This window comes from Robertmurraya sp. FSL W8-0741, from assembly GCF_038004005.1.
GTDB classification, from domain to species: Bacteria; Bacillota; Bacilli; order Bacillales; family Cytobacillaceae; genus Robertmurraya; species Robertmurraya siralis.
This window is the reverse complement of record NZ_JBBOQG010000001.1, coordinates 2,762,700-2,777,413: the sequence shown is the minus strand read 5'-3', so window position 1 is coordinate 2,777,413 and position 14,714 is coordinate 2,762,700. Positions and strand designations below refer to the sequence as shown.

The window sequence follows — 14,714 nt, the reverse complement described above, 5'->3', positions numbered from 1 at the left end:
TCTTTGAGATTGGAGCGACCAGAACATGGAAGAAAAAGTGTGTCCAAAATGCCATAGCGATCAATTAAAAAAAGGCATTATTCAGTCAGGAAATGCGTCAGTTCAAATGTTTTCCTTCACTAATCCAAGAGGGCAATCATCATCAATGACTTCACTTTATTGCTCACATTGTGGGTATGTTTTAGGTTTATATGTTGAAAATCCAAGAAATGTTGGAAAGTAATATTCCAGTAGCAATTACATATCGGGATAATTTATTTTCCGGGGTGAAGAGGCAAAGTTCATTGAAGTAGATGTCAGATAGAGAAATAATGATAACAAACGGCTAGTTAAGCGATAGAGCAGAATAATGGAACAAACTATTATCCTAAAGGAGGTAGGTCATATTTATATGAAAGTTATTACATTATGTGGCTCTACAAAGTTTAAAGAGCAATTTGAGAAAACAAATGCTTATCTTACAATGCAGGGCAACATTGTGATTAGTCTTGGCTTTTTTGAACAAAGCGAAGGGATTGAAATCACACAAGAACAAGTAAGATTATTTGAGAAAATACATTATGAAAAAATTAATATCTCTGATGAAATTGTGGTAATTGATGTAGATGGCTACATTGGAAATAGCACAAGAAAAGAAATTGAGTACGCAAAAAAACGAGGAAAGTCCGTGCGTTACTATTCTCAAATTGATATAACATAAAGATATTTTATTTAAAACTATTTTTTGCCATTTTCAAAAAAGAGAATCATCTTTTATAGTTTAACGATGAGATCGTTAATAAATTTTACTCTTTATTGAGAGCAGGAGAATAAAAAAAATGGTATGAGCTTTGATTTTCATCTGTCCTTATAGAAAGATAAGCAGGCTGAAACATTTTCAACAACTTTATAGCAATGAGTTAAAAAAATGGCTTCATTTGCAAAAAGAGATTGCTGAAGATGATGAAATCGAATGTGAACCTTTTAATCGAGAGAGGGCTATCGAACAATTTCACGAGGGGTTTATTTATAATCAAGAGCTCTTAAAAAAGAAATACCAGAAACAATTTTATCAGACATAGCTGATATAAGGGTCTTTACTTTAAACAAGGCAACTCGTTCGGTCATCAACGCTGTGACAAAATTTTGTGAGGATAATGAAAGATTTGTAGATAAAACACTAAAAAAATATGAAAAATATGTGAATGCAAGCTCTGATAGAATCGGCAAAGAGGCTATTGAGAATTTGAGCTTTCATGATTGTGCCATTTTAAAATGGGTTCAACAGGATAATAACTTAACATTACTCCTATAAAAATAACCATCCAGTGTAGTTCTCCGATTCAAGATGCTTGAATATGGTAAAAAAAGGATAGATACTTATCTATCCTTTACATTATGCAGTTTATAGACTTACTCTAAATCTATATTTAATTTATCCTTTATTCACCTGCACATCTTTCATACATGCCTCCCTTTCCCAAGGGCGGCTTTTCCAGCGCCTAAGGGCGAGAATTCCTCGAATCCATTCGTCCATTCCTTGAGCGATCCAAACTCCGAGTAAGCCTAATCCTAGATGAACTCCAAAAACATAACTAAAGACGACAGCGACTCCCCACATAAAAACAATTCCAGTAATCATGGGAAAACGGACATCACCAGCAGATTTTAATGAGTTCATAAGGACGATATTCATTGCTCTTCCTGGTTCAATGAAGACAATTGCCCACAGAACGGGGATTCCGACCGCTAGTATCATTGGGTCGTCTGTAAACATTCCTAAAATCGGAGAGCCAACTAAGGCAATCACCAATGAAACGATAAAAGATGCAGCAGTGGCAATTTTTAATGTCCTTAATCCACGGTGAAGAGCTTTGTCATACTCTTTTGCTCCAATATATCTAGACACCAAAATCTGTGTTCCCATTCCAATTGCCATCGTAAATAAGAAGCAAACCATGGAAATATTAACGATATAGACCCTTGCTGTTAACGCAGCCGCTCCAAGTGAAGCAACTATCCCTGTAATAATGAGCTGTGAAAATTGATAGGACAAATTCTCTCCAGCAGACGGTAGACCGATTCGAAGGAGACCAAAAAAATCGACATGATCAATTTTTACGATATCACGGAATTTGATTGAAATAGCAAGCCTTTTATATACTAGAAAAACTAAAATGACCACGGCAACTACTCGAGCGATAACGATCGCCCAGGAAACACCAACTACACCTGTGATTGGAAGGCCGAATAATCCGGAAAGAGCAAAAATGTTCCCGCCAATACTAATGATATTCATAAGGATGGTAACAACCATCGATTCTTTTGTATATCCATAGCTGCGCAGCACGGCACTAAGTGCAAGAGCAAGGGATTCGAAGAATAAAGAGAGGCCACAAATTTGCATAAAAATGAGCCCATAATCATAAATTTTTCCTTGTACATCAAAGAGTTTTAAAAAATGCTCTCCAAATAGAAAGACAATAAGCGCCATCATTAAGCCGAACCAAAAGTTCATTCCAAAGGCAGAACGAGCCATTTGTTTCGCATCGGCCAGTTTACCTGCCCCAATCTTTTGTCCAATTAAGATCGTCGCACCTATTGAAGTAACATTAAATACTAAAATAAAGATGTTAAGAAGTTGATTGGCGACTCCGACACCTGCCGCCGCGTCATCAGAGTAGTGACCAAGCATAAAGGTAGCGATTATTCCCATACTCATATGTAACGCGATTTCAATAAAAAGTGGCCATGTAATCTGAAACAGTGTTTGTTCTTTATATTTATTGGTTTCTTCCACGACGTTATTTTCTCCTTTTGAAATTCCAAATCTCAAGTACTCATTCATTTTAATCCTATTTCTAAAAATGTAAAGGAGAAAAAATAAAAAAGACGGAATTGTCTTTTCTAGAAGAAATTCCGTCTTTAACTTTAATTCAATTTTTCCCTTAATAAGGAGGCTGCTTTTCGAGGAGAATCGGCTTTCATAATTTCTGATACAATAGCAATACCAGTGATTGGTAAGTCTTTTAATCTCTCTAGATTATTTAATTTAATTCCTCCAATGGCGACAACCGGAATGGAAACAGCTTGGATGATTTTTTCAAGTTCTCCTTCCGCTAAAACCTTGGCATCATCCTTTGAAGCAGTTGGAAATACGGCGCCAACGCCAATATAATCTGCTCCATCTTTCTCAGCGGCAATCGCTTCTTCAACAGAGCCTGCTGAGACACCTACGTTAACAGTAGAAGGAATGATTTGTTTAATGGAAGTAAGAGGGAGATCCTCTTGTCCAACATGAATACCATCAGCTCCGACTGCCAGGGCAATATCAACCCGATCATTGATATAAAGAGGGACTTTATAGTGAGAGGTCAGTTCCTTCAGTTTAAGCGCTTTTTCAAAAAATAACTTCCCAGAGTTCGTTTTCTCTCGAAGCTGGACGGCTGACACTCCACCTTTTATCGCTTCTTCGACAATGGCTAAAAGCTCAGGAAGTGGAATGGATTCTTCTGTGACAAGATATAATTTTAACTGATCTTTCATGCGAAACGGACACCTTCTTCCCACGTATTCCCATCCATTAAGAAAATTTGATCCAATAATTTGATACGGTATGTACCAATCCCTTCATCTTTTTTTAATTGCTTTTTAGCAAGCTCACCTGCAATGCTCATCGTAGACATACCTGCAACTGCAGCGGCAAACCAATCAGTGCTTACACCAGCAAAAGCAGCAATTAAAGAGGCTGTCGTACAACCTGTCCCTGTAATTTTTGTTAATAAAAGATCACCATTATCAATGCCAATGACATCGGTTCCGTTCGAAATATAATCGATTTTTCCACTGATAACAGCAATAGCATTCAGTTTCCGAGCCGCTTCTAGCGCTAGTTCTCTACTGGAGATCGAGATATCACCGGCATCGACACCACGTGTGTTTGCATTGCCTCCGATAAGAGCAAATACTTCTGATGCATTTCCCCGAACAACCGAGACATTGACTGTGTTTAAATAATCTTTCGCACGCTCAGTGCGGAAAGGTGTTGCCCCAACGCCAACAGGATCGAACACAATGGGAATGCCTTTTTTGTTCGCTGCTTGACCAGCAAGCATCATCGCTTCATACATTGCATCGTCGATCGTTCCAAAATTGATCACAAGAGCTTGGGCGAGTTGAGCCATATCAGCCACTTCTTCAACGCTTGTCGCCATTACTGGAGAACCGCCAATAGCTAAAGTTACATTGGCACAATCGTTAATTGTAACTGTATTCGTTATATGATGAATGAGAGGTTGAACTTCTTTTACTTGTGTAAATAAGTCTTTAATTACTTCGTTCACGTATTCCATCCTCCGTTTTATTTAAGATTTGCCTTTTCATAAAGTTCATAAAAGTGATGCGTCGGCCCATGCCCGTGGCCTAGGTCAAGACTATGCTTAATCGCTATTGAAATATACTGTTTCGCTAATTTAACTGCTTCGAACATGGAATGGCCTTTGGCTAAATTGGCAGCAATTGCCGAAGAAAGGGTGCAGCCAGTTCCATGAGTATTTTTTGTTTCGATTCTTTCACCGTGAAGCCAGTGAAAATATTGTCCATCATAAAAGAGATCGTTTGGATTACCCTGTAAATGGCCACCTTTTAATAAAATCATTTTCGCACCTAGCTCCAATAATGCTTTACTGGCGGTGAGCATATCTTCTTCCGTGTCTATTTTCCGTTTAACGAGCACTTCTGCTTCCGGAATATTTGGTGTAATCATTGTTGACAGGGGAATCATATGCTCAATTAATGATTGGATTGCCTCATCCTGTAAAAGATGGTGCCCGCCTTTTGACACCATCACAGGGTCTAGAACAATCTGATTAGGTTGGTATTTTTTCAAAGCCTGGGCGACTGTTTCGACCGTAGCCGGAGATGAAAGCATCCCGATTTTGACTGCATCGACAGGAATATCGTCAAAGACAGCTTCAATCTGCTCGCGGATGATCCTGTTGTCTATGTTCTGTACAGACCGCACTTCTTGTGTGTTTTGAGCTGTTACAGCGGTTATCACAGACATTCCGAATACCCCGTTAGCAGAAAAAGCTTTTAAATCAGCTTGAATCCCTGCACCGCCACCTGAATCAGAACCTGCGATTGTTAGCGCTGTTTTCATGAATCATACCTCCAATTACCTTATTTCTTATTAATATTTTTAATAATCCATATCCAATCAGTGCTCCTGTTATTGAGCTAATCGCAAAGGCGGGAACAAGTCCAAAAAGCGTCGCCTCTTGCCCTAGAAACAGTACGGCGATTGGGTATGTTGCCATCGCACCGATCATTCCTGTCCCAACCACTTCTCCAAATGCCGCAAATGAGAGCTTTTTTGTTTTTTGATACAGAAAGGCAGCCAGCAATGCTCCAATCATACTTCCAGGGAATGCAAAGACACTACCCGTTCCGAGCATATTGCGCAGGGAAGAAGAGATAAAGGCTTGTAACACGGCATACCATGGTCCTAGAAGAACCGCCGATAAGACATTGGCAAAATGCTGGATAGGAAAAATTTTTGCAAAACCAACAGGGATGTAAATCATGCTGCTTGAAATCGTTGTAATTGCTGCAATTAATGCCGTCAATGTCATCTTATTTGTTTTTTTCATAGATTTTTATCCTCTCTAATTGGATATGATGTTTTTAAAAGCACTTTTTGCATCAACTTCTTCTTTTAAAATACCTGTCTGGTGAAGCCATGCTGCAACATCTTTCCAAACTTTTTCCTCTTGATAACCGAATGGGTGAGAGGGGTCATCCATTAATGGAAGAAGAACGTTTAAGCTTTCCGTTTCAACATCTCGATCAAGTGGAAAGCTGTCATTCTCATTGTTAAATAGCACTTCCAATCCTTCTTCTGGATTATTTTTGACGTCTTCTTGTCCCTTTGTAAGAGCCTGCCAAAACTTCAACAATACTTCTTCTTTCTTTTCTAAAGTATCTTCACCGGTTACAAGAATAAGCTCGTAATTATCAGGAACCCCATAATCCGTTAAAGGAAACATGTCTACGTCATAACCTTCTTTTTCAAGGAGCACAAGTTCGTGATTTACATAAGCTCCAACTAATGCATCAACATTTTTGGTTGCTAACGAAGGCATAAGATCCCAACCGACATCCGTTAGTTTTACATCGTTAGCATCACCACCATCATGTTCTACCATAGTCTTTAAAATCGCTTCACTTACGGAAGAAGAAGGGTAGCCAACATTTTTCCCCACTAAGTCTTTCGGTGATTCAATGCCATTATCTTTTAAATACATAATTCCATCTAATGAGTGACGAACAAGGGCAGCAATTGAAACAACTGGAATATCTTCAGCTCTAGACATTAATAACTGGGTTTGATAACTAATGGCTAAATCAACTTTACCTGTTGCCGCGAGCTTAAGTGGATCATTTGTATCTGCAGGCATTTCCACCTTTACCTTTAAGCCTTCCTCTTCAAAATATCTTTTTTCTTCTGCCATATAGATTGCAGAATGAACTGCGTTTGGATACCAATCGAGCATAATGCTTATTTCTTCTAGATCATTGCTAGTAGATTTAGTGTTTGAACAGCCAATGAGTATCGTTAAAATAAATATAAAACTGAACATAATCCTTTTTTTCATTTAATTTCAACTCCAAAGTTTATAATCTGTTTTTCCAACGTAATGTTCTCTTTTCTAGTAATGATGCAAGGGCAAAAAGAATAATCCCAACAACAGTTAAAATGACGATGGATGCAAATACGCCACTTGCATTTAAATCTCCTGACATTCTTCGACTATAATAGCCAAGTCCTTCACTTGCTCCGAGCCATTCACCAATGGTTGCTCCAACAAGAGAGTAGACAATCGCAATTTTCAAGCCAGAAAAAAAGGAGGGAAGTGCCATTGGAATATTTAATTTCATAAAGATTTGCCGTTTGTTTGCGCCCATTGATCGTAACAATTCAATATAGTCTTTATCACACGACTTTAAGCCATCATATGTTGCAACAACAATAGGGAAGAAAGACATTAATACCGTCACCGCTACTTTGCTCCAAATTGAGTAACCAAACCATAAAACAAATATGGGAGAGAGGGCGATGATCGGTATCATCTGCGAAATCAAGACAGCAGGGTAGAGCATTTTTTCAATTGTTTTCGAGAAATACATGCTTACTGCAAGACCTACTCCAGCTGTTACAGCAATGATAAAACCAATGGAGAACTCGGACATCGTAGCCTTTAAATGTTCAAATATAAGAGGTCTCCACTGTTCAACAATATGGTTTGCAACGCTTGTTGGCGCAGGAATAATAAAGGCAGGGACGATTTTACTGCGCACCAAATATTCAACCAAGACCATTATTAAAACGACAAAGACGATAAATAAACTGTATTGCTTTAGGAGGTTTTTCATGTTAAATCTTTTTCTCCAATTCTTTTCGCAACTCGAGCAAAATTTGCGAATGAAGCATTTCTTGATAGCGCGGCCGTGGCAAAGGAACAGTCGTTTCCTCGATCGTTCTGTCATCTTTCAATAAAATAATCCGGTCCGAGAGATAACATGCTTCTTCAAGATCATGTGTAATAAAGATAATTGTTTTATCAAGTTCCTGCCAAATTGATAAAAGCCAAGCTTGCATTTCTTTTTTTGTAATTGAATCTAATGCGCCAAAGGGTTCATCAAGTAGGAGCACATCTTTTTCTGTTAGCAGTGTGCGCAGGAAAGCTACACGCTGTCTCATTCCACCAGAAAGCTGATTAGGATAAGCTTGCTCGTAATCTTTTAAGCCTACTTTTTTTAACCAACTGCGAGCATCTTCTTTTGAAAGCTTTATTTCTTTCTGAATTTCAGCACCAATCATGATATTGTCAAGAATCGTTCTCCACGGAAATAGCAGATCCTTTTGCGGCATATAACCAACGTCACCTAGGGTGACAGGCTTTTTATAAAGGGAAATTTCACCTTCATCCGCTGTTAACAAGCCTGTGATCAACTTAAGAATGGTACTTTTTCCCGTACCGCTTTTTCCAATTAACGAAACAAACTCACCCTGTTGAACGGTTAAATACAGTTTGTCAATAACTGGATATTCTTTTTTTGGAAATGTGTAAGTAACATTTTTGAGCAAAAGTGTCATCGTCTTATCCTCGTCTAAATGGGCCAATCGTGTTCATAATAATTCATGTCCCAAAATAAGTATTCGTATTTGGATGTAATTTGGAAATGTTCCTCCAATAAAGCAAGCTCACGCTCCGGCAGTCCTTCAGTCAATTCATCCATAAGTTTAATCAACCATTTTGCGCCTTCTGCAAACGTTTCAGAATCATATGTATCAATCCATTTAGCATATGGATTTGAAGTAATACGTTCTCCATATTGTTTGCGTAAAAGTTTCCCAATTTCCCAATAATCCCAAGCACATGGTAATAAACATGAAACGACCTCAGCCAATGTTCCGTTTTGTGCAGCATTTAGCATGTAACGAGTATAGGCAAGATTGATTGGTGTTGGCTTTGTAGCTTCCAGCTCCTCACGGGAGATGCCAAACTCAGCAGCGTATTGACGATGAAGTTCCATTTCAAAATGAAGGGTTTCATGTAATACTTTAGATAACTTATCCATTGTTTCCAGATCACGTGCTTTTGTTACGGCAGCGGCAAAAAGCTTCGCATAGTCGATTAAATACACATAGTCCTGTTTCATATAATGCGCGAATTTTTCACGAGGGAGTGTACCATCTCCCAATTGCTGTACAAACGGATGACTATGGATTTTTTCCCATATTGGCTGCACGTTTTCATAAAGTCGCTCCGTAAATTTACTTGCTTTGCTTATCTCCACCTTATTTTCCTCCTTTAATAATCAGGTTTGAGTATGTTTGTATATAAATAAAAAACCGCTTTCCAGATTTATGGAAAGCGGTAAGGCATGAGAGTGTCATGCACCATTACCTACTTCCCTACGCTAGTACGAACTAGATCAGGTTCAAAGGGTACTTCTCAGCCATAAGGCGCCCCTAGCAGAAAATGAAATTATTCAGTTCAATCTTGTTCAATTAATAAAAGTTTCATATATTTATATACAAAAAACCTCCACAAAAGTGGAGGCTGCCTCTCTAAATGAAACAACATAACCACTTCCCTACGCCAGCTTTAACCGGATCAGGTTCAAAGGGTTTAGAACATCTTGCTCAATCTCAGTCCCCAAAAAAGACTCCCCTAGTGTTCATATGAAAGTTTACAATCATATTAACACGGTTTCATACCCTGTTCAAGTAATACACATAAATAAATGAATAGGAGTGGATAAACATATGGCAACAGGGTTGATGCATCATCTTGATATTTATGTTTCTAATCTAGCAAAATCAAAGGAATTTTGGGATTGGTTCTTGATTGCTCCAGAAGCAGTGAATTGAGATCAAAAGCGCCAAAACCTCTTGTTTAAGGTTTTGGCGCTTTTATTCGATTGATATATAACTCTTTCAATGAGTGTACCTACGTTTAGCTCCGGCACTTACCCTTATCAAATTTCCCATCCCATCCGAATCGGAGGTGCTAGCACCGCAGGTTTCCTAGATCTCTTACCTGTACGGTCCAATTTGTACGTGCCAGAGCTAAGCGCCTGTGCTTTTGCTCTGACAATTAAATCGGCTCAAGAATTTTTTTTAAGGCAGTATCAACGTCTACATAATCATAACCGAGATCTTTTGCGACTGCTTCGTAAGTTATGGTGCCAGCAGCAACATTAACGCCACATTTTAAAGCATGATTTTCAAAAACGGCCTTGTGTACACCTTTATTGGCAATTTGCAAAGCATACGGAACAGTAACATTCGTTAGACCAATTGTAGACGTTCTTGGAACAGCACCAGGCATATTAGCAACAGCATAGTGGACAACGCCATGTTTCAAGTAAGTTGGAGCATCGTGTGTGGTAATGCGATCCACTGTTTCAAAAATACCACCTTGGTCAATTGCGACATCAACTACAACTGAACCAGGTTTCATTGATTCGATCATTTCTTCTGTAACTAATTTTGGCGCTTTTGCACCTGGAATCAACACGGCACCGATTACTAAATCAGACTCCCGCACTGATTGGGCAATATTAAGTAGATTCGACATCAATGTTTGAATATCGTTTCCAAATAAGTCATCTAACTGCCGGAGACGGTCGGGACTTAAGTCAATAATCGTCACATCGGCACCTAAGCCAATAGCAAGCTTGGCTGCATTCGTACCTACTACGCCTCCACCGATGATCGTTACCTTGCCACGTTTGACGCCAGGAATACCAGAAAGCAAAATTCCTTGACCACCGTTAGATTTTTGTAAAAATTGCGCCCCAATTTGCGCTGACATTCGACCTGCTACTTCACTCATTGGTGTCAGCAACGGCAAAGTGCGATTAACTTCTACTGTCTCATAAGCAATGGCTGTTACACCATTTTCAACCAGCGCTTTTGCCAGTTCTGGTTCAGCAGCTAAATGTAAATACGTAAAGAGAACTAGACCTTGACGAAAATAACTATATTCCGATTGGAGAGGTTCTTTTACCTTCATAACCATTTCGGCGGCCCATGCTTTAGCAGGAGTTGAAACGATTTCAGCACCAGCCTCGATATAAGCTTTATCTGTAAAGCCACTTCCAGCTCCAGCTTCTGTTTCAATTAAAACACGATGACCAGCTTTCACTAGAGCAATAACACCAGCAGGAGTCATTGCAACACGATTTTCGTTATTTTTAATTTCTTTTGGCACTCCAATTAACATTTAAAAACCCCCTTATAAAATGTTCACCAAAAAAATCTATTTTAATTATATTTTTTTGAAAATATTTTGAACATTGTTGAAAGAATAAAAAAAGAAAAGGAGTATTTGTTAAATTTCACAAATGCTCCTTTTCTTGAAGACGCTCAAGTTTTAAATCAATGAACAATGTAACTTTTTGATGGGGATCACGCAAATTTATTTCTCCTATTTCTGCGATTCGCTTTAATCTATAGCTTAATGTATTTAAATGGATATGTAATGCTTTAGCAGCTTCGTTCATATTGCTATCAAAATTCAAATACGTCTCCAATGTATGGAAGAGTTGGGAGTGATGCTTTAAATCATATTGCTTAAGCTTTTTTAATGAATGATTTTCGTAATGCTCCAATCTGTTTTTTTCAAGAATCAAATCTAAATAACGATATATCCCCAGCTCTCGATAATTGAACAATTGTGCAGTTAGATCCGGAAACTTCTTTTGGCATTGTAGAACGAAAAGAGCCTCCTGATAACTCCGTTCAATATCAGTATAATCTTGAGAAATTGTCCCACTTCCACCAGTGATTGAGTTTATACTGAACCTATTACTCATACGGGTAATAAATTCCCTGATAAATGTTTTCAAATCATTCTCTGTATACTTATCTTCGTTCGGGGCAGTGAGCATAATCACTTCCTTTTCATCAAAAACACGAAAAATGACTTTCAATTGTTGAGTCGTCGAAAGAAGGTAGAAAATTTGTTGTTGATTTTCCTTAGAAATCACTTCTTGAAATTGAAAGACAACAACAGAAAAAAAAACGGGAGGCAAAAGCTGAAATTCCACAAATTTTTCGCGGATTTCTTTTTTCGAGCGCACATTCCCTGTTAAAAGCTTCCAAAAAAACTCATTAACCCCCTCATCTGCTTCTTTTTGCTGTCCTTGAAGTTGAAGTAATTGATTTTTCACTGCTTGAGCGGCTTGTTTAAAAAGGGGGAAAGATTGATCAGATAACTTTCTCTCCACTTCCAACGCCCAAATATAACCAAGTACCTCGTTGTTTTTTCGAATTGCGATCGCGATTCGATCTCCGAGACCAACTTCTTTAATTTGAGCAATTCGTACAGGTTCATCAGTACGATTTATTTTTGCTAAAATATGATTTTTCCACAAGCTGTTAATCACTTTTTCAGGGACACGCCGCCCTATAATCGTTTGAATTCTCGCTTGATCGGATTCTTCATTATGCTGACTATAAGCAAGAAGGCGATGATTGGCATCCTCGATTGTGACAGGACAGTGGAATACTTCACTTATTCGATCTACCAAGCTTTCCAATGTCTTAAAATTTCCTTTAAACGGATTATCATTTTTACTGTAAAGATCCATCATATCCGTTCTCCTTATAAACTGAAATATGTATAATCATAGCTTACGTTTTAGGGACTTGTATATGTAATTACAAAAATTTTTTTATCGAAAAGATAGGCAATTAAATGATGCTAGTGAAATTTGCTACGTTTGTGGAAAATCAAACGCAAATGGGGGGCTTATTAATAATCATGGAGCGGATAAAACTCTTTATCACTTTTGTTAAACAGAATTATTGATAAAATGAGCCGAAAAATATTGAACAAATCTTTAATAGGTTTATAGATATTCTCTTCTCTTAAATTGGCTTTGTTAAATAGAATTGTTGTTAAAATGATTTTGGGCTCATTTCATGTGAAACCAAAGTTTCACATGCCTTTCAGTAAACATAAACAGAGCCTTCAAATCAAAAGATAATATTTTTATAATTAAAAGTATAGACATTTAATAAAATAAGTATATAATTAATTTTGTAAGCGATTCAAGAAAGCGCTTTTTCGAATTCTTAACTAATATTTCATAATAAAGGAGTTTGATTCAGATGAAGAAAATCTTATTAGCCTGCAGTTCTGGAATGTCAACAAGCCTTTTAGTGACGAAAATGGAAGAGTACGCGGCATCAATCGGAGATGAAGTAAAAATTTGGGCAGTAGGCCAGGACCAGGCAAAAAAAGAATTCGCCAATGCGGATGTTGTTTTAATCGGACCGCAAATGAGTTTTTTAAAGGGAGAATTTCAGAAAGAAGCAGAACAATACGGAATTAAAGTGGAAGTTATCGATATGATGGCCTACGGTATGGCTGATGGTAAAAAAGCTTATGAACAAGCACTTTCACTAATGTAATGGAGGAATGGTCGTGGATAACCTCAATTTAGAAGAGCTATCAGCAGAACAAGTCAATTTTATGCTTATTCTCCACAGCGGAAATGCAAGGAGTAAAATCATTCAAGCACTGCGCGAATATAAAGAAGGAAGAGTAACAGAAGCTGATCATCTGCTGATTGAAGCAGATGAAGATTTAAAAGTCGCCCATCAAATTCACTTTAAGATGGTTCAGCAAGAAGCTTCCGGGGCAAAAGTCGAGTTTGCATTATTACTTATGCACGCAGAAGATCATTTAATGTCAACATTATCAATGAAAGAGCTAGTAAAGGAATTGCTAGACCTCTTTAAACAAAAAAAATTATAAAGGGAGGAAGCAGTGATGTTTGAGAGACTAAGTAAATATCTTGTTCCAATCGCTGGAAAATTAAATAACAATCGCTTTTTATCAGTGCTGCGCGACGCATTTATGTTAGCGTTCCCATTAACGATTTTCGGTTCCATTTTTGTCGTATTAACAAATCTACCATTCTTAGAAAAAATTATGAGTGCTGGAGCTTTAGCAAATTTTAAGGACATGTTTGGAATCGCCTCCTCCGCAACGATGGGGATTATGTCTGTCTTTGTTGTATTCGGTATCGGATATTACTTATCGAAAAGCTATGAGGTGGAAGCGATCTTCGGTGGCGCTATTTCACTTGTTTCCTTTCTATTATTAACCCCATTTATTGTAACACTTGAAGGTGGGGAGGTTGTGTCAGGTGTGATTCCGCTCGATCGCTTAGGTGCAAAAGGCATGTTCCTTGGGATGATTACAGCATTTCTTGCCACTGAAATTTATCGACGTATCGTTCAAAAAAATATAACGATAAAAATGCCTCCTGGAGTTCCATCAGCAGTAGCAAAATCATTTGCAGCGTTAATTCCGGCAATCATAACATTAACTGTTTTCTTGATGATTAACGTATTGGTGACACAATTATTTAACACAAATTTGCATGATATTATTTATAACGCTATTCAAGCACCGTTGGTAGGATTAGGAAGTGGAATTGTTCCAACATTAGTAGCTGTATTCTTTATTCAAATCTTTTGGTTTTTTGGTTTACATGGACAAATCATTATTAACTCTGTGATGGATCCAATTTGGAATACTTTAATGATCGAAAACTATGAAGCTTATCAAGCAGGTGCAGCGTTACCGCATATTATTTCCAAACCATTTATGGAAATTTATACAGTTGGAATGGGCGGTACTGGTATGACACTCGTGGTTGTTTTTGCAATGCTGGCTTTCATGAAGAGCAGACAATTAAAACAAGTGGGTAAGCTTGCGGTTGGACCAGGTCTCTTCAATGTTAACGAACCAGTTATCTTTGGATTACCAATCGTCATGAACCCAATTGTCATTGTTCCTTGGATTATTGCACCAATGGTTGTAACACTCGTTTCTTACTTTGCTATGTCAATTGGTTTAGTACCACCACCAACAGGGGTGGCGATACCTTGGACAGTACCATTCTTCATCAACGGGATCATGGCAACTAACTCATTAGCGGGAGGTATTTTGCAGTTAGTAAATATGGTGATTGTTGGGTTGATTTGGTTCCCATTTCTAAAAACTTTGGATAAAACCAATTTAATGAAAGAAAAAGAAGCAGAAAAGGCTGCTTAAAATTTCAAAGCTTATAGGAGCAGGTATTTGACGAAAAAGATTAAAGACCCTGCCCAAAATTTTGATAAAAAGGAGACTGCAGTGATGACT

General features: G+C 37.9%; 17 protein-coding genes and 2 riboswitches. Of the genes, 6 read left to right on the top strand and 11 right to left on the bottom strand.

Translation table 11 applies throughout. From position 1 onward, the window contains the following. Positions 1–25 precede the first annotated feature (25 nt). From NST02_RS13450 to NST02_RS23790, 3 genes are all read left to right on the top strand, one after another. Positions 26–223, top strand: a complete 198-nt coding sequence (locus tag NST02_RS13450) for an acetyltransferase (RefSeq protein ID WP_095313344.1) — start codon at positions 26–28, stop codon at positions 221–223. A 168-nt stretch (positions 224–391) separates the two neighbouring features. Continuing rightward, positions 392–700 carry a DUF4406 domain-containing protein gene (locus NST02_RS13445; protein WP_340949136.1) on the top strand — a complete coding sequence of 103 codons (309 nt, stop codon included), beginning with the start codon at positions 392–394 and terminating at the stop codon, positions 698–700. A gap of 333 nt (positions 701–1,033) precedes the next feature. Further along, on the top strand, positions 1,034–1,294 hold the full coding sequence (locus NST02_RS23790) for a DUF4085 family protein (protein ID WP_137744034.1): 261 nt from the start codon (positions 1,034–1,036) through the stop codon (positions 1,292–1,294). A 120-nt stretch (positions 1,295–1,414) separates the two neighbouring features. Here the strand turns inward: NST02_RS23790 and NST02_RS13440 are convergent, their stop codons facing one another. The 11 genes from NST02_RS13440 to NST02_RS13390 all read right to left on the bottom strand — a co-directional run bounded on the left by NST02_RS13440 (position 1,415) and on the right by NST02_RS13390 (position 12,147). Then, entirely contained in the window at positions 1,415–2,779 is a 1,365-nt protein-coding gene (locus tag NST02_RS13440) for an MATE family efflux transporter (protein WP_244988899.1), read from the bottom strand. 131 nt (positions 2,780–2,910) lie between these two features. After that, complete coding sequence (thiE, locus tag NST02_RS13435; RefSeq protein ID WP_340949135.1) at positions 2,911–3,525, bottom strand: thiamine phosphate synthase; 615 nt, start codon at positions 3,523–3,525, stop codon at positions 2,911–2,913. Then, a complete protein-coding gene (gene thiM, locus NST02_RS13430; protein ID WP_340949134.1) occupies positions 3,522–4,322 on the bottom strand; it encodes a hydroxyethylthiazole kinase in 801 nt (266 codons plus the stop codon). The genes thiE and thiM overlap by 4 nt, the downstream gene beginning before the upstream one ends. Positions 4,323–4,339: 17 nt before the next feature. After that, positions 4,340–5,140 carry a bifunctional hydroxymethylpyrimidine kinase/phosphomethylpyrimidine kinase gene (gene thiD / locus NST02_RS13425; protein ID WP_095313324.1) on the bottom strand — a complete coding sequence of 267 codons (801 nt, stop codon included), beginning with the start codon at positions 5,138–5,140 and terminating at the stop codon, positions 4,340–4,342. Next, entirely contained in the window at positions 5,109–5,630 is a 522-nt protein-coding gene (gene thiW / locus NST02_RS13420; protein ID WP_340949133.1) for an energy coupling factor transporter S component ThiW, read from the bottom strand. The genes thiD and thiW overlap by 32 nt, the downstream gene beginning before the upstream one ends. Before the next feature lie 15 nt (positions 5,631–5,645). Then, positions 5,646–6,635 carry an ABC transporter substrate-binding protein gene (locus NST02_RS13415; RefSeq protein WP_137744007.1) on the bottom strand — a complete coding sequence of 330 codons (990 nt, stop codon included), beginning with the start codon at positions 6,633–6,635 and terminating at the stop codon, positions 5,646–5,648. A 19-nt stretch (positions 6,636–6,654) separates the two neighbouring features. Further along, the gene (locus NST02_RS13410) at positions 6,655–7,413 is read right to left on the bottom strand and encodes an ABC transporter permease (protein ID WP_137744006.1); all 759 of its coding nucleotides are present in this window, start codon (positions 7,411–7,413) and stop codon (positions 6,655–6,657) included. Position 7,414: 1 nt separating this feature from the next. After that, positions 7,415–8,137: an ABC transporter ATP-binding protein gene (locus tag NST02_RS13405; protein ID WP_137744005.1), complete on the bottom strand. Its 723-nt coding sequence runs from the start codon at positions 8,135–8,137 to the stop codon at positions 7,415–7,417. A gap of 14 nt (positions 8,138–8,151) precedes the next feature. Further along, positions 8,152–8,841, bottom strand: coding sequence for a thiaminase II (gene tenA / locus NST02_RS13400; protein ID WP_137744004.1), 690 nt, complete (start codon positions 8,839–8,841; stop codon positions 8,152–8,154). Positions 8,842–8,939: 98 nt separating this feature from the next. Continuing rightward, positions 8,940–9,028: riboswitch (TPP riboswitch) on the bottom strand. A 93-nt stretch (positions 9,029–9,121) separates the two neighbouring features. Further along, positions 9,122–9,230: riboswitch (TPP riboswitch) on the bottom strand. Positions 9,231–9,644: 414 nt separating this feature from the next. Continuing rightward, complete coding sequence (ald, locus tag NST02_RS13395; RefSeq protein WP_137744003.1) at positions 9,645–10,775, bottom strand: alanine dehydrogenase; 1,131 nt, start codon at positions 10,773–10,775, stop codon at positions 9,645–9,647. Positions 10,776–10,890: 115 nt separating this feature from the next. Then, entirely contained in the window at positions 10,891–12,147 is a 1,257-nt protein-coding gene (locus NST02_RS13390) for a PucR family transcriptional regulator (protein WP_235879490.1), read from the bottom strand. Positions 12,148–12,667: 520 nt separating this feature from the next. On the opposite strand from NST02_RS13390, the gene NST02_RS13385 reads away from it, so the two are divergent. Genes NST02_RS13385 through celB form a run of 3 tightly spaced genes read left to right on the top strand, consistent with a single transcriptional unit; the run spans position 12,668 to position 14,624 of the window. After that, on the top strand, positions 12,668–12,970 hold the full coding sequence (locus NST02_RS13385) for a PTS sugar transporter subunit IIB (protein WP_095313296.1): 303 nt from the start codon (positions 12,668–12,670) through the stop codon (positions 12,968–12,970). 13 nt (positions 12,971–12,983) lie between these two features. Then, positions 12,984–13,316, top strand: a complete 333-nt coding sequence (locus NST02_RS13380; RefSeq protein ID WP_095313294.1) for a PTS lactose/cellobiose transporter subunit IIA — start codon at positions 12,984–12,986, stop codon at positions 13,314–13,316. Positions 13,317–13,331: 15 nt separating this feature from the next. Beyond that, on the top strand, positions 13,332–14,624 hold the full coding sequence (gene celB, locus NST02_RS13375; protein ID WP_095313292.1) for a PTS cellobiose transporter subunit IIC: 1,293 nt from the start codon (positions 13,332–13,334) through the stop codon (positions 14,622–14,624). The last annotated feature ends 90 nt before the right edge of the window (positions 14,625–14,714 follow it).

What these genes read in the sequence shown, in the direction of transcription:
- NST02_RS13405 (WP_137744005.1), bottom strand. Translation starts at nt 8,137, where the DNA reads ATGACACTTTTGCTCAAAAATGTTACTTACACATTTCCAAAAAAAGAA.
- NST02_RS13390 (WP_235879490.1), bottom strand. Translation starts at nt 12,147, where the DNA reads ATGATGGATCTTTACAGTAAAAATGATAATCCGTTTAAAGGAAATTTT.
- NST02_RS13385 (WP_095313296.1), top strand. Translation starts at nt 12,668, where the DNA reads ATGAAGAAAATCTTATTAGCCTGCAGTTCTGGAATGTCAACAAGCCTT.
- thiE (WP_340949135.1), bottom strand. Translation starts at nt 3,525, where the DNA reads ATGAAAGATCAGTTAAAATTATATCTTGTCACAGAAGAATCCATTCCA.
- thiD (WP_095313324.1), bottom strand. Translation starts at nt 5,140, where the DNA reads ATGAAAACAGCGCTAACAATCGCAGGTTCTGATTCAGGTGGCGGTGCA.
- NST02_RS13450 (WP_095313344.1), top strand. Translation starts at nt 26, where the DNA reads ATGGAAGAAAAAGTGTGTCCAAAATGCCATAGCGATCAATTAAAAAAA.
- celB (WP_095313292.1), top strand. Translation starts at nt 13,332, where the DNA reads ATGTTTGAGAGACTAAGTAAATATCTTGTTCCAATCGCTGGAAAATTA.
- NST02_RS13445 (WP_340949136.1), top strand. Translation starts at nt 392, where the DNA reads ATGAAAGTTATTACATTATGTGGCTCTACAAAGTTTAAAGAGCAATTT.
- NST02_RS13410 (WP_137744006.1), bottom strand. Translation starts at nt 7,413, where the DNA reads ATGAAAAACCTCCTAAAGCAATACAGTTTATTTATCGTCTTTGTCGTT.
- ald (WP_137744003.1), bottom strand. Translation starts at nt 10,775, where the DNA reads ATGTTAATTGGAGTGCCAAAAGAAATTAAAAATAACGAAAATCGTGTT.
- thiW (WP_340949133.1), bottom strand. Translation starts at nt 5,630, where the DNA reads ATGAAAAAAACAAATAAGATGACATTGACGGCATTAATTGCAGCAATT.
- NST02_RS13415 (WP_137744007.1), bottom strand. Translation starts at nt 6,635, where the DNA reads ATGAAAAAAAGGATTATGTTCAGTTTTATATTTATTTTAACGATACTC.